General features: G+C 54.1%; 20 protein-coding genes. 15 read left to right on the top strand and 5 right to left on the bottom strand.

The window, feature by feature from the left end; genetic code table 11:
- Positions 1-293 precede the first annotated feature (293 nt).
- The 14 genes from rpoE (at position 294) to KSF73_10260 (ending at position 12,703) form a co-directional block, all read left to right on the top strand.
- Positions 294-899 carry an RNA polymerase sigma factor RpoE gene (rpoE, locus tag KSF73_10195; GenBank protein MBV1776082.1) on the top strand — a complete coding sequence of 202 codons (606 nt, stop codon included), beginning with the start codon at positions 294-296 and terminating at the stop codon, positions 897-899.
- A 9-nt stretch (positions 900-908) separates the two neighbouring features.
- A complete protein-coding gene (locus KSF73_10200) occupies positions 909-1,439 on the top strand; it encodes a sigma-E factor negative regulatory protein (GenBank protein MBV1776083.1) in 531 nt (176 codons plus the stop codon).
- Positions 1,440-1,499: 60 nt separating this feature from the next.
- A complete protein-coding gene (locus tag KSF73_10205; GenBank protein ID MBV1776084.1) occupies positions 1,500-2,510 on the top strand; it encodes a MucB/RseB C-terminal domain-containing protein in 1,011 nt (336 codons plus the stop codon).
- A gap of 101 nt (positions 2,511-2,611) precedes the next feature.
- Positions 2,612-4,123: a DegQ family serine endoprotease gene (locus tag KSF73_10210; protein ID MBV1776085.1), complete on the top strand. Its 1,512-nt coding sequence runs from the start codon at positions 2,612-2,614 to the stop codon at positions 4,121-4,123.
- A gap of 47 nt (positions 4,124-4,170) precedes the next feature.
- A complete protein-coding gene (locus KSF73_10215) occupies positions 4,171-4,368 on the top strand; it encodes a glutaredoxin family protein (GenBank protein MBV1776086.1) in 198 nt (65 codons plus the stop codon).
- A 154-nt stretch (positions 4,369-4,522) separates the two neighbouring features.
- Entirely contained in the window at positions 4,523-6,316 is a 1,794-nt protein-coding gene (gene lepA, locus KSF73_10220; GenBank protein ID MBV1776087.1) for a translation elongation factor 4, read from the top strand.
- Between the two features lie 249 nt (positions 6,317-6,565).
- Positions 6,566-7,351: a signal peptidase I gene (lepB, locus tag KSF73_10225; protein ID MBV1776088.1), complete on the top strand. Its 786-nt coding sequence runs from the start codon at positions 6,566-6,568 to the stop codon at positions 7,349-7,351.
- 27 nt (positions 7,352-7,378) lie between these two features.
- Positions 7,379-7,744 (top strand): DUF4845 domain-containing protein, encoded by a 366-nt coding sequence (locus KSF73_10230; protein MBV1776089.1) that lies wholly within the window; start codon positions 7,379-7,381, stop codon positions 7,742-7,744.
- A 14-nt stretch (positions 7,745-7,758) separates the two neighbouring features.
- Positions 7,759-8,433, top strand: a complete 675-nt coding sequence (gene rnc, locus KSF73_10235) for a ribonuclease III (GenBank protein MBV1776090.1) — start codon at positions 7,759-7,761, stop codon at positions 8,431-8,433.
- 1 nt (position 8,434) lies between these two features.
- Entirely contained in the window at positions 8,435-9,325 is an 891-nt protein-coding gene (era, locus tag KSF73_10240; protein ID MBV1776091.1) for a GTPase Era, read from the top strand.
- Positions 9,326-9,335: 10 nt separating this feature from the next.
- Entirely contained in the window at positions 9,336-10,091 is a 756-nt protein-coding gene (gene recO / locus KSF73_10245; GenBank protein MBV1776092.1) for a DNA repair protein RecO, read from the top strand.
- Positions 10,092-10,098: 7 nt separating this feature from the next.
- A complete protein-coding gene (acpS, locus tag KSF73_10250; GenBank protein ID MBV1776093.1) occupies positions 10,099-10,494 on the top strand; it encodes a holo-ACP synthase in 396 nt (131 codons plus the stop codon).
- A 114-nt stretch (positions 10,495-10,608) separates the two neighbouring features.
- On the top strand, positions 10,609-10,953 hold the full coding sequence (locus tag KSF73_10255) for an STAS/SEC14 domain-containing protein (protein MBV1776094.1): 345 nt from the start codon (positions 10,609-10,611) through the stop codon (positions 10,951-10,953).
- Positions 10,954-10,990: 37 nt separating this feature from the next.
- Complete coding sequence (locus tag KSF73_10260) at positions 10,991-12,703, top strand: hypothetical protein (protein MBV1776095.1); 1,713 nt, start codon at positions 10,991-10,993, stop codon at positions 12,701-12,703.
- Between the two features lie 33 nt (positions 12,704-12,736).
- Here KSF73_10260 and KSF73_10265 read toward each other — a convergent pair whose 3' ends face one another.
- The 3 genes from KSF73_10265 to hpnD are packed head-to-tail and all read right to left on the bottom strand — an operon-like array spanning position 12,737 to position 14,819.
- Positions 12,737-13,408, bottom strand: a complete 672-nt coding sequence (locus KSF73_10265; protein MBV1776096.1) for a dienelactone hydrolase family protein — start codon at positions 13,406-13,408, stop codon at positions 12,737-12,739.
- Positions 13,405-13,986, bottom strand: coding sequence for a DNA-3-methyladenine glycosylase I (locus KSF73_10270; protein ID MBV1776097.1), 582 nt, complete (start codon positions 13,984-13,986; stop codon positions 13,405-13,407). Before KSF73_10270 ends, KSF73_10265 begins: the two co-directional genes overlap by 4 nt.
- Positions 13,983-14,819 (bottom strand): presqualene diphosphate synthase HpnD, encoded by an 837-nt coding sequence (gene hpnD / locus KSF73_10275; GenBank protein MBV1776098.1) that lies wholly within the window; start codon positions 14,817-14,819, stop codon positions 13,983-13,985. The genes KSF73_10270 and hpnD overlap by 4 nt, the downstream gene beginning before the upstream one ends.
- 134 nt (positions 14,820-14,953) lie before the next feature.
- Here hpnD and dcd point away from each other — a divergent pair, with 134 nt between their 5' ends.
- Positions 14,954-15,529, top strand: coding sequence for a dCTP deaminase (gene dcd / locus KSF73_10280; GenBank protein MBV1776099.1), 576 nt, complete (start codon positions 14,954-14,956; stop codon positions 15,527-15,529).
- 91 nt (positions 15,530-15,620) lie between these two features.
- On the opposite strand, the gene purL is transcribed toward dcd, so the two are convergent.
- Positions 15,621-19,568 carry a phosphoribosylformylglycinamidine synthase gene (gene purL / locus KSF73_10285; protein MBV1776100.1) on the bottom strand — a complete coding sequence of 1,316 codons (3,948 nt, stop codon included), beginning with the start codon at positions 19,566-19,568 and terminating at the stop codon, positions 15,621-15,623.
- Between the two features lie 156 nt (positions 19,569-19,724).
- Complete coding sequence (gene gltX, locus KSF73_10290) at positions 19,725-21,122, bottom strand: glutamate--tRNA ligase (GenBank protein MBV1776101.1); 1,398 nt, start codon at positions 21,120-21,122, stop codon at positions 19,725-19,727.
- Positions 21,123-21,130 lie beyond the last annotated feature (8 nt).

Here is a 21,130-nt window from a genome sequence, read left to right on the forward strand (position 1 = left end):
GATTTAGCGATCCGGAATTCTAACAAAAAGGACTGCATGAGGTTGCTGGAGAATGTACGGGAACTTTCCGGGAATCTGTCGGTCAAGAAGCAGACACTCGCACAGATGATGCTGGTAAAAGGATATTGTGTATGGATACGATGGTACTTGTGCCCGGTGGCAGACTCAGCAGGATTGAAGGCCTGTCGGATGGACAGCGGGCTTCGGGGCGTGTGCTGGGTGAACGGCAGGTTGCCGCGCCAGACTGTCCGGTCGATACAAGCAAGCGTGCCGGCAAGGAGAATGAAAACAGGATGTCGACCGAGCGCGATATGGATCACGAACTGGTGCTGCGAGCCCAGTCAGGCGACAAGCGTGCATTTGAGCTGCTGGTGGGTAAATACCACAGGAAGATCGCGCGGCTCCTGTCCCGTATGATTCGTGATCAAAATGAAATCGAGGACGTGACGCAGGAGGCATTCATTAAAGCCTATCGTGCCCTGCCTTCATTCCGGGGCGAGAGTGCCTTCTATACCTGGCTATACAGAATCGCCATCAATACGGCGAAAAACTACCTGAGTACGCTGGGACGCCGCCCTTCATTGGCAACCGAGTATGAGGATGAAGACGGTGAATCGTTAGATATGACCGAGCAGGTTCCTGATTATCATACGCCCGAAACCGAAATGATGAACCAGCAGATTGTGGGGGCGGTGAATGCGGCTGTTGAGGCCCTGCCGGATGATTTGCGCACGGCTATCACCTTGCGGGAAATGGACGGATTGTCGTATGAAGAAATTTCGGCCGTGATGGACTGCCCTATTGGAACCGTGCGTTCAAGAATCTTCCGTGCGCGCGAGGCGATTGCCACCCGTTTGCGTCCGCTGATTGACTCGGTTGGCAAGGATCGTCGCTGGTAGGAGTGCATGATGAACAAACATGAAAAGTTATCTGCCTTTCTGGACGACGAACTGGATGACGCGCAGCTGGATGCATTGCTGGCGGAGCTCGATCGTGATGAGACACTGAATTCTGAGTTGCATGATTTTCAGTTGATTCACGATGCGATGAATCAGCGTCCCCTGCTTTCTCCAGATTTTATGTCGCGATTTTCGGAGCGTCTGGCCGACGAACCCGTTGTGATTGCGCCAGCGCGTCTGCGTGAGGCGAGGCGACCCGCCAAAAGACAGCTGATTGCAGCGTCCATGGCAGCGTCCTTTGTCTTGGTGGGTGCGGTTGCATGGTGGTCGATGGGGAGTGGGCGCATGTCCGCCGAGGTACCGCCTGCAGCGGAAGTTGCCCGTGCGGCTTCTGTTCAAGATGATCCTGCGATGGGCTATATGGCTGCGCATCGTGTTGTTGCGGGGTTACCGATGCCGGTTGGGCAGGCTGTCATTTTGTCATCCGAAGAGTCCGAACGTCTCAAGCCTGTACCGGTTGCAAAACCTGTCAGTCAGTAAGTCTCACACCCTAGGTCAATTCGCGAGGTTGCATACAGCATGATGTTTTTGAGCAGGGTAATGCATGTCTTGTCCGGGTCGCGTCGCGGTGGTTCGCGGTGGGGGCGGGCAGGGATGGGTGCGCTGGCCCTTGCAATGATGGCATCGGTTCTGGCCGCTGATTTGCTGACCGCCAGTGAAGCTGCAGATGTGCTCAAACGAGCGAGTGCTGCGGCACGTAACAAAACTTACACAGGCATCTACAATTTTATCGGCCCGGGAACAGCCATGTCCTTCAGGCTTTATCACCTGGGCGATGCGCTGGCCGAGCAAGAGCGGCGGGAAGCACTGGATGGTGTACCGGTAGAATATGTACGTACAGGCGATACGGTATTGCTATATGCAGAAGGTCGCCGGCCTATGCATATCGATAAGCAAACCAGTAGCCGATTCTTTCCCGCTATTGCTCCGGATCAGATCGCCGATGTGCTGGAAAACTATGTGCTTAGGCGTATCGCGGTTGAGCGTGTGGCAGGGATGGAATGCATGTCCTTCTCGCTTGAGCCTAAGGATAAGCTCCGTAATCCGCATCGAATGTGTGTCGACCAACATTCCGGGCTGGTGCTGAAATTTGTGCGCTTTGCGCCGGGTTGGAGCGAAATCATTGATCAGCAAGCCTTTTTGCAGATTGACCTGAGTGGCGGCTTCGACCGTCGGTTGCTCGCCTCCGTTCTGGCGTCCAAATCACCGGAAAGGCAGGTTGCTGCAGCCGTGCCCGCCCCTCCCGCTCAAACGGCAGGTGAGGGACCGGTAATGGGTGAGCTGCCAAAAGGATTCAGGCTGATGCAATCAAGCGTCACCATGATTCAAGAGGGAAACCGTGTCCGGAAGGCTCGCCAATATACCTTCTCGGATGGGATGGCGCTGGTATCCGTGTTCGTCGAACGGGATAGCGGCACCCCCGTGAGTCAGCCTGCCGTAAAGGGTACGTCGTTTTATACCCGTCAATTAAATGGCTGGCGCGTCGTGGCAGTTGGTGAAGTGCCACCGCAAACCGTGCAGTTGTTTGCTGAAGCCTTTGCGCTGAAGTAACGACTCTCTTGAATTCCCCTTTTCAGCCGCCATGTTGTGGCTAAATCCAGTACCCGGTTGAACCGGGGTGTTAGCGTGAGTATGTTGAAAGGAAAATGCGAATGATGCAGAAAGTACTGTCTGCCAGCCTGTTTGCGATCGGGCTGGCTGCCTGTTCCGGGGCGGCTAACCATGCTTCTGCCGAGACACGCTCAGCGGTTGCGGCACCCGCCACAGTTCAGGAGCGTGCGCCATTGGTCACCGGACTGCCTGACTTTACGGCACTGGTTGATCGTGAAGGTGGTGCAGTCGTCAATATCAGTGCGTCACAAGTACGCCGTGTGCAGCAAGCACAAATGAATGGGGACGAGGATCCGTTCGATATCTTCCGGCGATTCGGCTTCCCTGTGCCACCCAACCAGCGTATGCCGGGCCGGCCCAGCGAAGAGCGTGCCCAATCACTGGGATCCGGATTCATTATTGATAAGGCGGGGTACGTGGTGACCAACGCCCACGTCATCGCCAATGCGGATGAGATCACGGTCAAGCTCGAGGATAAGCGCGAATTCAAAGCCAAGGTGATTGGCTCTGATGCACGAACCGATGTTGCCCTGCTCAAAATTGAAGGTAAGGAACTGCCGACTGTTGACGTAGGATCGAGCGAGCGTCTGCGCGTTGGCGAGTGGGTGGTTGCGATCGGGTCGCCGCTTGGTCTTGAAAATACCGTGACCGCAGGGATTGTGAGTGCCAAGGGGCGCAATCTGCCTGAAGAACAGATCATTCCATTCATCCAGACAGATGCGGCTGTAAATCCGGGCAACTCGGGTGGACCGCTATTCAATGTGCGCGGCGAGGTGGTTGGGATCAACTCCCAGATCGTTAGCGGCACCGGTGGGTATATGGGCTTGAGCTTTGCAATCCCGATTGATTACGCCATGCGTGTGGTCGATCAGCTCAAGGCGCATGGCAAGGTGACGTATGGCCGGATTGGCGTCGTGATTGGTCGCATCGACGAGGGCCTTGCGAGTGCCTTTGGTCGGTCCGACAACAAGGGCGCGCTGGTTCAGGATGTCACGGCAGATGGTCCTGCTGCGAAGGCTGGCCTGAAGAACGGTGACATTATTCTGGCATTTAATGGCAAGTCGGTAGACGAGGCGAGCGATTTGTCCCGTATTGTCGGGCTGACTTCGCCCGGCACGGTTGCCAATGTCGATATCTGGCGTGACAAAGCTCAGAAAACCGTCAAGGTGACGGTTGCTGAAAACGAAGATGAAATCCAGGGGCGCAGCAAAACGCGCGAATACCGCAATAAGCAGAAAGCCGAGCCACTGAATAAGTCGGGATTGACAGTACGTGAGCTGGATCCACAATTGCTGAAGCAACTGAAGATCAAGTTTGGTCTCGAAATCACAAATGTGGTTGGCGCCGCGGCGCGCTCCGGATTTGCGGTGGGCGATGTAGTGGTCGGAATCGGTCAGGAAGAGCTGAAGTCACTGGCACAGCTCAATGAAATGCTGACCAAGGCCCGGCCGGGGCAGGCAATCCCGTTGCGTGTCATTCGCGGTGGTCAGGTTGCACTCTACATTGCGCTACGCATGCCGGAAAAGCAAAACGACCGGGATAACGACGAGTGATCGCCTTAACCTTGTATGGTCGGGAGTACTGCAGTCTGTGCCAGGATATGCTGGCGCAACTGCAGTCCCTGCTGAAGGGGCGGGATATCCAGCTAAACTGGGTGGATATAGATGATGATGACGCCCTGGAAGATCAGTACGGTACGATGATTCCCGTTTTGCTGGGGGATGATGGCGAGATGCTGTGCTTTTATCATCTCAATGTCAGCAAGCTGGAAAAATGGATTGCCGGACGTCAGGCTTAACGGATGAATGAATTTCCGCTAAAATCGGGAAATCCGATGGGTGTGCATTGGCTGCTCACCCATTTTTTTTGTAAAGATTCAGGACAATGGCGCAACGCTGTGGGATGTTTTCGCCCGGCTTTGCGCTTTTTGTGCTCAGGGCTGTGACCGCTTCATGAAACATATTCGTAATTTCTCGATCATTGCGCACATCGACCATGGTAAATCCACTCTGGCCGACCGTTTCATCCAGTTTTGCGGCGGTCTCGAGCTGCGTGAAATGAGTGAGCAGGTGCTGGACTCGATGGACATCGAGAAAGAGCGCGGCATCACCATTAAGGCGCAGACGGCAGCCCTGCAGTACAAGGCACGTGACGGGCAGGTGTACAACCTCAACCTGATTGATACACCCGGTCACGTCGACTTTAGCTATGAAGTCAGCCGCTCGCTGGCCGCCTGCGAGGGTGCACTGCTGGTGGTGGATGCATCGCAGGGTGTGGAAGCTCAAACAGTCGCCAACTGTTACACCGCCATCGAGCAAGGTGTAGAAGTGGTGGCTGTGCTCAACAAGATTGATCTGCCTGCTGCCGAGCCTGAACGTGTCATCGAAGAAATCGAAGACATCGTTGGTATCGAGGCGACAGATGCTGTGCGCGCCAGTGCCAAAAATGGTATCGGCATCGAAGATATCCTCGAGGCAGTCGTCGCTAAGGTGCCGGCTCCGACAGGCAATCAGGATGGCCCGCTCAAGGCACTGATCATCGACTCGTGGTTTGATAACTACGTGGGCGTGGTGATGCTGGTTCGCGTAGTGGATGGCGCGATTCGTCCAAAGGATAAATTGCTGTTCATGTCGACCAAGGCTCAGCATTTGTGCGAGCAGGTTGGCGTATTCACGCCTAAGTCTGTACAGCGCGATGTGCTGTCATCAGGCGAAGTAGGCTTTGTCATCGCCGGTATCAAGGAATTGGCCAGCGCCAAGGTGGGCGACACAATTACCCTGGTAAAACCTGCCGCAACCGAAGCGCTGCCGGGTTTCAAGGAAGTAAAGTCGCAGGTGTTTGCAGGTTTGTATCCCGTCGAATCTCATGATTACGATTCGCTGCGCGATAGCCTGGAAAAGCTGAAACTGAATGATGCATCCCTGCATTTCGAGCCGGAAGTGTCGCAGGCACTCGGTTTTGGTTTCCGCTGCGGTTTCCTTGGCCTGTTGCATCTGGAAATCGTGCAGGAACGCCTGGAGCGTGAATTCGACATGGATCTGATTACAACGGCACCGACTGTTGTCTATCAGGTACTGATGAAGGATGGCGAACTGATCGAAATTGAAAATCCGTCGCGCCTGCCGGAAATCAGCAAGATCGAAGAGATTCGCGAGCCGATTATTACGGCCACCATCCTGGTGCCGCAAGATTATGTTGGCGCGGTCATGACGCTGTGTAATCAGAAGCGCGGCGCCCAGCGCAATATGCAGTATATGGGTCGCCAGGTCATGCTGACTTATGATTTGCCGATGGCCGAAGTGGTGATGGACTTCTTTGACAAGCTGAAGTCTGTTTCGCGCGGCTATGCATCGCTGGATTACGATTTCAAGGAATTCCGTGCCGATGATCTGGTCAAACTGGATGTGCTGGTCAACAGCGAACGCGTAGATGCGTTAAGTCTGATTGTGCACCGTGCAACGAGCGTGTATCGCGGCCGTGAATTGGTATCGAAAATGCGCGAGCTGATTCCGCGCCAGATGTTTGATATTGCGATTCAGGCTGCAATTGGTGCCCACATCATTGCGCGTGAAACCGTTAAGGCGATGCGTAAGGATGTGTTGGCCAAGTGTTACGGTGGCGATATCACCCGTAAGAAAAAGCTGCTTGAAAAGCAAAAGGCCGGTAAGAAGCGCATGAAGCAGGTGGGCAATGTGGAAATTCCACAGGAAGCCTTCCTGGCGATCTTGCAGGTTAGTGACAAATAAGCCCAAATAAAAGGGAGTAGCGCTTCAATGAATTGGACCTATCTGGCGATTGCAGCCATTGCTGTTGGCCCCATCCTGATCGGCATTGCCCGTAGCAAGATGCGTGAGCCAACTTTTGATGCCGAGCAAATGCCCGAATTGGCATTGTGGGGATATTTTCTCCTCTTGGTCGGTTCTTGGGGGGCGCTATCGGCCATTGCCAATCCAAGCGATTTGTTTTTCCTGGTCATCGGGGTGACGCCGGCAGTGATGGCGTTAGTTGCTCGACTGAAAGGATATCGCGCCAGGGGTGGGGAAAAGGCCTTGCCAGATTGGGCTGCATTTGGCTTCTCAAATTGGATCGTGCTGTTGTCTATCGGTGTGCTGAAGACATTCGTGATCGAGCCGATGCAGATTCCGTCCAGCTCCATGCGTCCGGGTTTGGTCGTCGGCGACTTCATTGTGGTCAACAAGTTTGCCTACGGTATCCGTGTGCCCTTTATCAATGAAGTAATTGTCCCAACTGGTGCGCCAGCTCGCGGCGACGTGGTTGTTTTCCGTTACCCGCTCAATACAAAGATCAACTACATCAAGCGTCTGATTGGCCTGCCAGGGGATACAGTTGAATATCGCAATAAGCAGCTGTCGGTGAACGGTATTCGCTATGAAAGCCAGCCAATTGGGGTCTACAAATACGATGAGCGCGAAAATAGCGTGAATCGTATGCAGGAAAAGACACCGTCGAAGACATATCAGACGCTGAACGATCCGGATCAGCAAGCGTACAACCTCATGCAGTTGGCACAAATCAGCATGCAGCCTGAATTTGCCAGCAGCGGGGAGCGTGATCTTCAGTCTGCAAACTGTCAGATTGACGAGACTGGATTTGTGTGCAAAGTTCCGGCGGGGCATTACCTGATGCTGGGTGACAACCGCGACAATTCGTCTGATGGTCGCTATTGGGGTTTTGTGCCAGAGAATCATCTCGCGGGCCGCGCTTTCATGATTTGGATGAACTTCAAAGACATGAGTCGCGTTGGCACAATGATTCACTGATGATCTGATTGTTACCGGGAGTTTTGTATGAAAAAGCAATCAGGATTCAGTTTGATGCAAGCGTTTGCGGGCATGGTGCTGCTTGGCATGCTAGCAGTGGTTGGCTTTAAGCTTATCCCTGTTTATACCGAGTATTTTGCAGTTAAGCGGTCTCTGCAGCGCGTGGCGATTGAGCAGAAGGGCTTGCCTGTGGCTCAGATTCGCGAGTCATTCGATAAGTATGCTCAAATCGAGTCGATTTCGTCTGTTCATGGTCAGGATCTGGAAATCGAGTCCGATAATGAAGGGATGGATCTTCATGTCGAGTATTTCAGAGAAGTTTCACTTGTCGCAAATATCAGCCTGAAATTTAACTTCAAGGCGGATGGCCGCTCATCAGGGAACGCCAAGTGACGCGAGAGGATTTATTGAATACCTTGGTCAAACAGCTGGGGTATTCGTTTGCTCAGGTGTCGCTCTTGCGTCAGGCACTGACGCATCGTAGTTATGGTGTACCTCATAATGAACGTCTCGAGTTTCTGGGGGACGGTATTCTGAATGCAGTCGTGGCCCGTCTGCTGTTTGATGCATTTCCGGGTGTATCCGAGGGCGAACTGTCTCGTCTGAGAGCAAGTTTGGTCAAGAAGGAAACCTTAGCGGAGTTGGCCGTTCGACTCGAACTTGGTCAGGTCATGATGCTGGGTGAAGGTGAACTGCGAAGCGGTGGCCGGGAGCGCGCCTCCATACTCGCTGATGCGATGGAAGCAATTTTTGCTGCCATTTATCTGGACGGTGGTTTTGATCAGGCCGCTGCAGTGATTCGGGCGCTGTTTGCGCCTATGATTGCGATAATTGATCCTGCTGTGCACGGCAAAGATAGTAAAACGAGATTACAGGAGTGGTTGCAGGCTCGAAAGTATGGCTTGCCCACGTATGTCATTGTTCGCCAAACCGGCGAAGCACATGATCAACAATTTTTAGTTGAATGCCGCATTGCAGCTGTCAATGTGGTGACTGAAGGAAATGGCAGTAGCCGACGCTCCGCAGAACAGGAAGCGGCGACTCATGCGATGGAACTGCTGGTCAACGGAACACGGAAATAACATGATGGACACCCCATTCCACGCAGGCTTTATTGCCATTGTCGGTCGACCCAACGTCGGAAAATCAACTTTGCTGAATCGCCTGATCGGTCAAAAGGTCAGTATTGTTTCACGCAAGGCACAAACTACGCGCCATCGAATTACTGGCATTCGTACTGATCCGGGTGTGCAGTATGTCTTTGTTGATACGCCAGGGTTTCAGACCAAATTTCGCAGCGCGCTGAACGATGCGATGAACCGTGGTGTGACCACGACGCTTGCAGATGTGGATGTGATTCTGTTTGTGATCGAGGCCAATCGCTTCGATGCACGTGACATGGAAGTGGTGAAGCTGCTGCCTAAGGATATTCCTGTCGTGCTGGTACTGAATAAGGCGGACATGCTCAAGGATAAAGCGCAGATGCTGCCCTTTATCGAGCGTGTAGCAGATCGTTTTCCATTTGCGGCAATCGTACCGATCTCTGCAAAGAAGGAAATGAAGATCGAAGTCTTGCTTGATGCCATCCGTCCGCATTTGCCAGAAGGCGTGCCGATGTACGAGGAAGATCAGGTCACTGATCGTAGCGAGCGATTCTTGGCGGCAGAACTTGTTCGAGAGAAAATCTTCAGACTGGTGGGCGATGAGTTGCCATATTCCACAGCGGTGGAAGTTGAACAGTATGAAGAAGAAGGTAATCTTCGTCGCATTCATATCGCCATTCTGGTGGATCGTGATGCTCAGAAGGCCATTCTCATTGGTCACAATGGCGAAAAGTTGAAGACCATTTCAACGCAAGCACGTATGGACATGGAAAAAATGTTCGATGCCAAGGTGTTCCTTGAGGTGTGGGTCAAGGTCAAGAGTGGTTGGGCTGACGACACACGCATGTTGCGTCAGTTTGGCTACGAATAAGGAATCGTGAATGGCCGGCAGCTGGTCGAAAGCACGCAATCGTGTGGATCGGGCGCCGGCTTTTCTATTGCATCAGCACCCTTGGCGCGAAACCAGTCTGATTCTGGATGTGTTCAGTCGTGACAAGGGACGGGTGTCGATTGCCGCACGTGGTGCAAGGCGGGCAGGATCACCTTTACGCGGGGTGCTGTTGGGTTTTCAACCGGTACTGCTATCCTGGTTTGGCTCAGGCGAAGTAAAAACACTACATACTGCAGAGTGGCAGGGCGGCGTGCCACACCTTGCCGGCTTACCGCTCATGTGTGGTTTTTACCTCAATGAGCTTCTTATCCGGCTTTTGCCGCGCGACGATCCACATCCCCAGCTTTTTGATGCATATCTCGAGGCCGTTGTAGCACTGTCGCTATCCCCGCGAGCCGGTATGCACGTGGTCGAACCCATTTTACGCCGAGCAGAACTCGCACTGTTAGCGGCCTTGGGCTACGGCGTTTCTTTCACTCACGACCGAGCCGGGCACCCGCTACAATCTGATTACACCTACCTCTGGTTGTCGGGTAGCGGATTTTCCCGTTGTCAGGTGGGAACACCACACTCAGTCATAGGGAGCAGTCTGCTTGCGATCGGGCAGGGCGAGTTATCTGATGCAAAGGTTGCACAGGATGCCAAGTCACTGATGCGATTGTTGTTTGGTGAATTGCTCGGGCCGGGGGAGTTGCATACAAGGCAGCTATTGCGGGATTTGCAATCTATTTATTCGGCAGAATGAGGTTTTCATGATTTTCGGGATTGGCACTGATTTATGTGATGTTGAACGAATTTCCGGTGCTTATCAAAAGCATGGCGATCGGCTTTTAGCTAGACTGTTGTCCGAAATCGAAATCAGTGAATTTCAGCACCATCATGATCCGGTACGCTTCCTTGCCAAACGCTGGGCAGCTAAAGAGGCTTTTGCCAAGGCGCTCGGGCATGGCGTGCGACCACCTGTAACATTGAATGGCATTACTATTTCACATGATGAAATGGGTAAGCCATTTATTATTACGAATAAACTAATAAACGAATTTATATTGGATAGAGGGATTAATTCAATTCATTTGTCCTTATCAGATGAAGCAAACCTTGTTTTGGCATTTGTTGTGATTGAAGCTAATCCTATTGGGATAATCTAACATTTAATTTAAAGTGCTGGACTTGCCATTGGCATGCATGCACAATGCATTGAATTGTCTAGCATTCAAATATAATCTGTACCTGTACAGATAGCGACGAATCGGAGGCAAGTCATGATAGCGATCGAAACCAGAGAACATTGTGTGTTTGCTTCGGTTGCAGGTGAGTTCACCTTAGCTGACTTCAAGTCGTTCGAAGACAATGTTCTGCACGAACTTGAATTTCACGGAACAGCAAATCTGTTGATCGACCTGTCCGACATGCTGTCTTACACAGTGGACGTCGTGTGGGAAGAGCTTCAGTTCGGGCGCGCGCACGCAGCATCATTCGGTAAAGTTGCTGTTGTCTGCCAGGATACCTGGGTCAGCTGGGCCGTATGGGTATCTCAGCTGTTTGTTCAGGCAGATGTTGTTCTATTCGATAATTCTAAAGAAGCAGAAAGCTGGTTAATGACTTGAACCGGCTTGCTGCTGGCGCCCACGTGGTGGATCAAACATGCGTAATCTGATTGGATCGTTGACCGGCTTGGTCAAAAAGGCTGATCCCCTGATGGATCCGCGTGCAACCAGCACATGGATGAAGGAGGTGCGCCAGCAGGATGTAACACGACAATTGCAGAATGTGCAAGAAGTGCTCAAACGCCTGGGAAGCATTGAGCGCCTCAATCTAGCTAACTTGCATGCCTTGCTGGTGATGGATGATGAGTCCCAGTATGCATTCGATATGCTGTGTCAGCAGTATGTGCAAAATCCTCACATGGGCAAGCAAGTTGAGGAGAAATTGTGGCAGGAAATTGTCACGCACATCAAGGCAATGCTGCATGCCTATCACCGCTTTGTTCGTCTGGAGGACATCAGCGAAGGTGAAGAGGCTGGCTTTCAAAAAGTCTCTGCGCTGATGCTGGCGCGTGGTCTTCGCTATATTGGCGTCTTGGTCAAGTGGCATCTTTTCAGATATGAGACCCCTGCTGCGAATCTATGGTCTGCTGCGAATCAATTCTACCGCTTATCCGAAGTGACACATGTTGATGTTGACCCTGTCGTACTTTACGGTGGGCAACAAGGGCAGCACACATCCTGTGCCGACGAATACCTGCATATTCAGATGCTCTGCACGCTGAACAGTGGTAATTTTAGTATCAGACAAATTGAATGGGCTGATCGCTGGCTTGGACTGTGGACGCATAATATCGAGATCGAACGAAAGTATCGGGCTGCTTTACATCAATTTTGTGCGGATTTATCCCAGACCCAGCCTGCAGTGAAAATTCACGAAGCAGTTCAAGGTGAAATGCTCCGTTTTTGGGGTGTGAATCAGCTAATTATCGAAATCACCCAGATTATTCAGCATCTGGAAAATGGTGAATCACCACAGAAAATTGGTCTGGGCGATGACGCGCGTATGCCTGGATGCCTGGATTTCATTCGCCAGCTTGAGATCATGTGGTCACGTGAGCCGAGCCGTCAGATTCAGCGTAGTACCCGCGAAAAGGTAAGTCAGACGGTTCTCGTTGTTCGTGGTCTGGATTCCATCTTCTCCGCAGTGCGGGGCGATGATGAGCGATTTATGGCCAAAGCTTCTAGCCAAGCCGTACCGGATAATGACGAGGCGCTTGATATGCGCCTGTACGGTTACGTCACTGAACGTACACGCCAGAAAATAGCCGCCGCACAGCAACGCCAGCAAGCCTGGGGCGTGCCTAAACCCAAAGCGCCTGAGGGTGAGCCCTGGGTACTGGAAAATGTATCGGAAGGTGGGTTCGGAGCGAATTTGCCATCGGCAAAAAATGACTGGGTAAGGCTATTCGCGCTCTTGGCTGTTAGAAATGATGATCAGTCGGGATGGAAAATTGCGGTAATCAGGCGTTTGATTCGCCAGAATCCGCAAGAACTGTACATCGGTGCGCAAATTCTGACCCCTGCAGCGGTATCCGTTAGTTTGATGCCAAAGCTGGAGGATATGGATACACCTTTGTCGACAGCGTTTGCCGGTCAAGCCAGTAATGCCATGCATGCCTTGTCGGCGTTGTATATTCCCTACCAATCAGCTGAACGACGTGCCAATACGATCCTAAGCAGGTCGTCAGACTATCAGCTTGGCAAGGTATATCAGGCGACCGCCCGCGATAAGCGCTTTATGCTGCGCATGGGTGAGGTACTTGAAAAAGGTGCAGACTGGATCTGGTGCGTAGTCAATATCGTCAAATGACATTGACCACGCCGTGAGGCTGATGCTGGCTGGTCAGGCAAAACGCTGATTGATCCAGCTGCCAATCAGACGAATTTCTTCAATGCATACCGAATGCTGCATCGGCCAGGTATGCCATTCCACCGGGTTGCCGCGTGTTTTGACGGCTTCCACTGCAGCTTGCCCTAATACCATCGGCACAACCGGGTCCATGCTACCGTGCCCTGCAAATACAGGTGTTGCTGCATTGGCTGGATGTGCTTGTTCCGCAATCAGTTCCGGCGACGGAATATAGGTGGACAGGGCAATAACCCCCGCCAGCTTCTCCGGATAGGTGAGGCCGACCGTATAGGCCATTGCGCCGCCTTGCGAGAATCCTGCAATCAGAATACGCTCAGTGGGAATACCGCGTTCATTTTCACGCTTGATCAGCGCTGTGATGTGCTCGACCGATGTCTCGATTCCCTTGCGGTCCGCGTGGCGTTTGATGTCCTCGAAGAACAAAATGTCGTACCAGGCGCGCATCACATAACCATTGTTGCAGGTTACTGGAATGGCAGGGGCATGCGGGAAGACAAAGCGGATGCCCTTGTCCTTGTTCAGACCCAACTCCGGTACGATCGGGGCAAAATCATTGCCATCAGCGCCAAGACCGTGCAGCCAGATCACAGCAAACTCGGGATTAGGACGCGTTTCGATTTCAATGGCGGGCAGGTAAGTGCTCACGAGTTGGATTCCTTGAGGTGGGCATGACGGAAGCAGGTGACGGGGTGGTCGTTGACCAGACCGGTTGCCTGCATCCATGCATAAATGATGGTGGGGCCGACAAAACGAAAGCCCATTTTCTTGAGTTCTTTGGAGATTGTTTCCGACAAGGCTGTTTGTGCGGGCGTCTCTTTCCCGCTGCCGAGATTCGACTGGATCGGGCGACCGTCCACAAAGCGCCATAGCCAAGCATCCAGCGTTTCACCGCGTTCGCGCATGCGCAGGTAGGCTTGTGCATTGCCAATAGTGGCATCTATTTTCAGGCGATTGCGGACAATACCCGCATCTGCCAGCAACCTTGCGCGATCAGTCTCATCAAAGCGGGCAATCGCCTCTGCGTTCCAGCCCGCAAAGGCATTGCGATAGCCTTCTCGCTTATTCAGGATGGTTTCCCAGCTCAATCCGGCTTGCGCACCTTCGAGATTCAACATTTCGAACAACTGAATCTCATTGTGGCAGGGTACGCCCCATTCTTCATCGTGGTAACGCAGATAAAGCGGATTAGTGGGATTGGCCCACGCGCAGCGTTCAATGGTCATGCGAACATCCAGGTTTTCCATGCCAGCCAGAGCTTGCGGATGGGTGTCAGACTGATACGCTGATTCAAGACCTTTCCGGCACCATCGGCGCGGATCTCCTCCAGCAAGGCGCGATAGATGGCGGCCATCATCAGCCCGGGCTTCTGAGTCTTGCGGTCGATCGCAGGGAGTTGCGCCAGCGCCTTCTGGTAGAACTGCTCCGCACGTTCGATCTGGAATTCCATCAACTGGCGGAACGCGTCGGATTCTTTGTATTGCTGGATGTCGGCGGCCAGCACATTGAAGCGCTGCAGGTCTTCAACGGGGAGATAGATCCGGCCGCGACGTGCATCCTCGCCCACATCACGAATGATATTGGTAAGCTGAAACGCCATGCCCAGATCATGCGCGTATTTGAGCGTTTGCTTGTCCTTCATGCCAAAAATCTGGGCAGACAAAAGCCCCACCACCGAAGCAACCCGGTAGCAGTACAGTTGTAAATCTTTGAAGGTCAGGTAGCGCGCGTGCTCCAGATCCATCTCCATGCCATCGATGATTTCGATGAAATGGTTTTGCTCTAGCTGCAGGCGTTGTACATGCGGCATGAGGGCCCGAGTGACTGGATGCTGCGGCTGTCCGGCATACATCTGGGCGATTTCATTACGCCACCAATTGAGTGTGGTGCGAGCGACGTTGTCATCGTGTGTTTCATCCACCACATCATCCACTTCACGACAGAAGGCATACAGCGCAGTAATGGCGCGTCTGGCTTCGTCGGGCAGGAAGCGGAAACTGTAATAAAAGCTGGAGCCGCTGCGAGCGGCTTTGTCTTCGCAATATTGATCGGGCGTCACGGTGGCTTCTCGTACGATATCGCCGCGATTGTAGCTGATCACGGCCTGCTTTGGCGCACTGCATCGTAAGCGACAGGGCAGGGTATGAAATGGTATCCTTATATGATCCTACCCTATTTAGAATCAGGTCCACCATGAGCATCAAATCTGATCGCTGGATTCGCCGCATGGCCGAGCAACATGGCATGATCGAGCCATTCGAGCCGAATCAGGTCAAGCAGGTTAATGGCGAGCGCATTGTGTCGTACGGCACATCCAGTTATGGCTACGATATTCGCTGCGCCGACGAATTCAAACTGTTCACCAATCTGAACAGCACGCTGATCGACCCTAAGAATTTCGATGAAAATAGCTTTGTCGATGTATCCGGCAAAGGCTACTGCATTATTCCGCCCAATTCCTTTGCGCTGGCGCGTACCGTCGAGTACTTCCGCATTCCGCGCAACGTGCTGACCGTGTGCCTCGGCAAGTCGACCTATGCCCGTTGCGGCATCATCGTCAATGTCACACCGTTCGAGCCGGAATGGGAAGGCTATGTGACACTGGAGTTCTCCAACACCACGCCGCTGCCGGCCAAGATTTACGCAGGAGAAGGTTGTGCGCAGGTACTGTTCTTTGAAGCCGATGCCGATGATGTGTGCGAAACTTCGTACAAGGATCGTGGCGGTAAATATCAGGGCCAAGTGGGCGTGACGCTGCCTAAGACGTGATCGGCTTATTTTGATGTTGCGACTAATCTGGCAACGTCAGATGTGAAAAAACCCGCTGCCACGCGGGTTTTTGTTTGAGCAGCTTTGTCGTTTAACCGACAAACTTGCGGGCATTGCGGAACATGCGCATCCAGCCGCCATCCTCGCCCCAGTTGTCCGGGTGCCAGGAGTTTTGCATGGCGCGGAAGACCCGTTCCGGGTGCGGCATCATGATGCTGAAGCGGCCATCAGCCGTGGTCACACCGGCTAGACCGTTTGGCGAGCCATTCGGGTTGAGCGGGTAGACTTCGGTCGGCAAGCCACGACCATCCACATAGCGCATTGCTGCGATGGTGCGAGCCGGATCAGCATTGCCCGTATAGACTGCACGGCCTTCGCCATGGCTGACCACCACCGGCATGCGCGAGCCCACCATGCCCTGGAAGAACAGGCTCGGGCTGGCCGGCACATCGACCATCACCAGACGCGCTTCAAACTGTTCGCTGGCATTGCGGCGGAACTTCGGCCAGTTTTCGGCACCCGGAATGATCTCCGACAAGTTCGACATCATCTGGCAGCCGTTACACACGCCCAGCGCGAATGTTTCGTTGCGGTGGAAGAAGGCGGTGAACTCATCGCGGGCCAGTGCGTTGAACAGGATGGACTTCGCCCAGCCTTCACCTGCACCCAGCACGTCGCCGTAAGAGAAACCACCACAAGCGGCCAGACCCTGGAAGTCGCGCAGGGACACGCGGCCGCTCAGAATGTCGCTCATATGGACATCGACCGCATTGAAACCAGCGCGGTCAAATGCAGCGCCCATTTCAATCTGGCCGTTTACACCTTGCTCGCGCAGGATAGCAATGCGCGGACGCACACCGGAGGCAATATACGGTGCGGCAATATCTTCTGCCGGATCGTAGTTCAGCTCGGCCCACAGACCACGCGCATGACGATCATTCAGCTGTTCGAATTCAGAATCGGCACAGGCTGGATTGTCGCGCAGACGCTGAATTTGGTAGCTGGTTTCCGACCAGGCACGTTGCAGGTCGACACGGGTCTCATTGAACACCAGACGATTGCGCTTCTTGATCTTAAGGCGGTCGTCGTCGTTCAGTGTACCGATCACATGCAGCTGGCTGCGGATACCGGCATTGAAGAAGGCGGCCATGACCTCAGGCGTGTCGCTGCGACGCACCTGAATCACCATGCCCAGTTCTTCGTTGAACAGGACACCCAGCATACGGCCATTTTCGGCGCGCTCGACGGTTTCCGGCGTGCTTTCACCGTATTCACGCTGATTGCGACGGCGTTCGATGCACAGCTCGTCGATGTCCAGTGTCACGCCAGTGTGACCCGCGAACATCATTTCGGTGACTGTGGCAAACAGACCACCATCCGAACGATCGTGATAGGCCAGAATGCGGCCTTCGCTCTTCAGCTTCTGGATGGTGTCGAAGGCAGCCCTCAGAATCTCGGCGCTTTCCAGATCCGGGGCATGACCACCGATCTGCTTGTAAACCTGTGCCAGCGCAGAAGCGGACAAGCGGCACTTGCCGTTACCGAGATCGATCAGGATCAGGTCGGTATCACCATCCTTGGTGCGCAGCTGCGGGGTCAGCGTCTTGCGTACATCCTGAACGGGTGCAAAGGCGGACACAATCAGCGACAGCGGCGATACCACTGCGCGTGACTCACCATTTTCCTTCCACACGGTCTTCATGGACAGCGAGTCCTTGCCAACCGGAATGCTGATACCCAGATCAATACTCAAATCACGCACAGCCTTGACGGTATCGTACAGCTTGGCATCTTCGCCTTCATGACCGGCGGCTGCCATCCAGTTGGCGGACAACTTGATGTCGGACAGGCTGGCGATATCGGCAGCGGCGATATTGGTGATGGCTTCACCAATCGACATACGACCCGATGCAGGGGCAGAAATCAGAGCCAGCGGTGTGCGCTCGCCCATCGACATGGCCTCGCCCAGATAGGTATTGAACCCCAAAGCGGTCACGGCCACGTCTGCCACCGGTACCTGCCATGGGCCAACCATCTGGTCGCGGGCAGTCATGCCACCCACCGAGCGGTCACCAATAGTGATCAGGAACGATTTGTTCGATACGGCTGGCAGGCGCAGTACGCGGTAGGCGGATTCTTTCAGGTCAAGCTTCGAAGAGTCGAATACCGGCTGTTCGCGTTCGACGCGCTTCACTTCGCGCGTCATTTTCGGCGGCTTGCCCAGCAGCACGTCCATCGGCATGTCGACAGGCTTGTTATTGAAATGGCTGTCTGCCACTTCGAGGTGTTCTTCCAGCGTCGCGTGACCCACAACTGCAAATGGACAACGCTCGCGCTCAGCCAGTTGGCGGAAAAGCGCCACATCTTCGCTGCGGATGGCCAGCACGTAACGCTCTTGCGATTCGTTACACCAGATCTGCATGGGCGACATGCCCTTTTCTTCCAGATGGATGTCGCGCAGATTGAATTTGGCACCACGGCTGGAGCCATGCACCAGCTCCGGCAGGGCATTGGACAGACCGCCCGCGCCCACGTCGTGAATCGACAGAATCGGATTCTTGTCGCCCAGTTGCCAGCAGCGGTCGATCACTTCCTGTGCACGGCGTTCGATTTCAGGGTTGCCACGCTGAACGGAGTCGAAGTCCAGATCCGCTGCATTGGCGCCGGTATCCATGGAGGAAGCCGCGCCACCACCCAGACCAATCAGCATGCCCGGGCCACCCAGCACGATAATCGCTGCGCCTGCCGGGATATCGTGCTTGCCAACCTGTTCAGCGTCGATGGTGCCCACACCGCCTGCGATCATGATCGGCTTATGATAGCCTCGCATTTCGCCATCCAGCACCTCTTCGAAGGTACGGAAATAGCCAGTCAGATTAGGACGACCGAATTCGTTATTGAATGCGGCGCCACCGATCGGACCTTCGATCATGATTTGCAGTGGCGACACAATGCGGTCCGGCCGGCCGTATTCGGCACGGAACGTGGAGAACTGCTCCCAGGGCTGTTTGAAACCCGGAATGTTCAGATTGGATACGGTGAAGCCAGTCAAACCTGCTTTCGGACGCGAGCCACGGCCTGTTGCGCCTTCGTCGCGGATTTCGCCGCCGGAGCCGGTCGATGCGCCCGGGAACGGGGAAATCGCGGTCGGGTGATTATGCGTTTCCACCTTCATCAGGATATGGGCTGTACGCTTGTTGTAGCCATACTGGTGCCCATTCGATGCCGGATAGAAACGCTCGACTTCTGCACCTTCGATCACCGAGGCGTTGTCCGAATAGGCAACAACAGTACCTTGTGGATGCGCTTTGTGCGTATCGCGGATCATGCCGAAGAGTGACTTTTCCTGCGCCACGCCATCAATCACGAAATCGGCATTAAAAATCTTGTGGCGGCAATGTTCGGAATTGGCCTGCGCGAACATCATCAGTTCGATGTCGTTCGGATTACGCTTCAGCTTCTTGAAGTTTTCGACCAGATATTCGATTTCATCTGCCGAGAGTGCCAGACCCATCTCGCGATTGGCGGCTTCAAGTGCAGCCAGACCACCGCCGAGGATATCGACCGATGCGAGCGGTTGCGGCTCAACGTGGCGGAACAGCACATCGGTTTCGTCCAGCTGCTGCCAGACGGCCTCGATCATGCGATCGTGCGCCAGTTCGGCCAGCTTGCTGCGCTCACTGGCGTCCAGATCACGTCCTGCATGAATCACCATGGCACGTTCTACACGGTTCAGCTTGCTCAGACCGCACAGGTGGATGATGTCCGATGCCTTGGATGACCACGGCGAAATGGTGCCTGCACGCGGGGTGACAACGATAGACGTGCCGACTGCCAGTTCGGGTTGAGCCGGATTTTCGTAGGTCAGAATACGTTCCAGCTTGGCCAGTTCATCGGCATCGAGATCTGCCGAGACTTCGGCGAGATGCCAGAACTCGGCATAGAGCGCCAGTTTGCCGACGCCAGCGGCTTCAAGGCTATTCTGGAGTTTATCGAGACGGAAGCGGGAGAGCGCGACACCGCCGCGGAGCTTGATCAAGGTGGGCATGGCAGGAACCGTGACTTGGGGTGCAAAAAATAGTCCGCAATTTTACCGGATGCGGGACGGAACTTGTCACATTCGTGACAAATGATTTTTCAATTCTAGCAAAGCATAAGGCGGACACATCGCTGGTCCGCCCTGATTTCAACTTCCTTATGCTGTCAAACTATCCAGACGGCGCAGCACTTCATCGCGTCCGAGTAACTGCAGTACGGCATCAACTGATGGTGTCTGCGTTGTACCGCACAACGCGGCGCGTACGGGCATGCCGACCAGCGGCATCTTGACGCCTTCCGCCGCGACGAATGCCTTGATTGCGGCCGCAAGGGTCGGAAGATCCCAATCTGGCAATGCGGCGAGCTCGGTGCGGAAGCGCCCCAGTCGGGCAATGCCTTCCTCGGTCAGATGCTGCTCGCGCAGGGCATCCGGCGCGGCATCGTGACGGTAGAAGTAGGTTGCCTGTGCAGCCAGATCACTCAGATTGGTCACGCGCTCTTTCAGCAAGCCAATCACACCAGCCAATGCCGGGCCGTGATCCGTATCGCAGCCAAGCGCACTCAGGAAGGGCTTGGTCAACGTGGCGAGGCGTTCGTTGTCCGCCGCCTTCATGTGCTGCTGATTCAGCCAGAGCAACTTATCGCGATCGAAACGCGAAGGTGAGGGGCTGACATCCTTGAGATCGAACCACTCAATGAACTGTGCCATGGTGAAGCACTCGTCATCGCCGTGACCCCAACCCAGTCGTGCCAGGTAGTTCAGGAAGGCTTCCGGCAACACGCCCTGATCGGCGTAATCCGCTACCGCCACAGGATCCTTGCGCTTGCTCATCTTCGAGCCGTCAGCATTGAAGATCAACGGCAGGTGACCGTAGACCGGCACCTGCGCACCGAGTGCTTGCAGAATGTTGATCTGGCGGGGTGTATTGTTTACGTGATCATCACCACGGATCACATGACTAATTCCCATATCCAGATCATCGACGACCACGCAGAAATTGTAGGTAGGCGTGCCATCCGGACGGGCAATGATCAGGTCATCCAGTTCGGTATTGCTGATCTCGATACGACCTTTGACGGCGTCTTCCCATACGACGCTGCCATCCAGCGGATTGCGGAAGCGGATGACGGGATCGACGCCTGCAGGCGCGGATGGCAATGTCTTCCCTGTTTCCGGACGCCACATGCGGTTGTAACGCGGCTTTTCGCCTTTTGCTTCTGCTTCGGCGCGCATCGCATCCAGTTCTTCGCGCGAGCAATAGCAGTAGTAGGCAGTGCCCGCTTCCAGCATCTGCGCGATTACCGCTTTGTAGCGATCCATCCGCTGCATCTGATAGAAGGGACCTTCATCGAAAGTGATGCCGCACCAGCTCAGTCCATCGAAAATGGTCTGGACGGATTCCGGTGTCGAGCGTTCGAGATCGGTATCCTCGATGCGCAGTACGGCTACGCCTTGATGGTGGCGAGCGTATGCCCATGCGAACAGGGCGGTGCGCACGCTGCCCAGATGCAGCATGCCGGTAGGAGAAGGTGCAAAGCGTGTACGTACAGTCATGTGTGCCG

The organism is Burkholderiaceae bacterium DAT-1 (assembly GCA_019084025.1).
Lineage (GTDB): Bacteria > Pseudomonadota > Gammaproteobacteria > Burkholderiales > Chitinimonadaceae > DAT-1.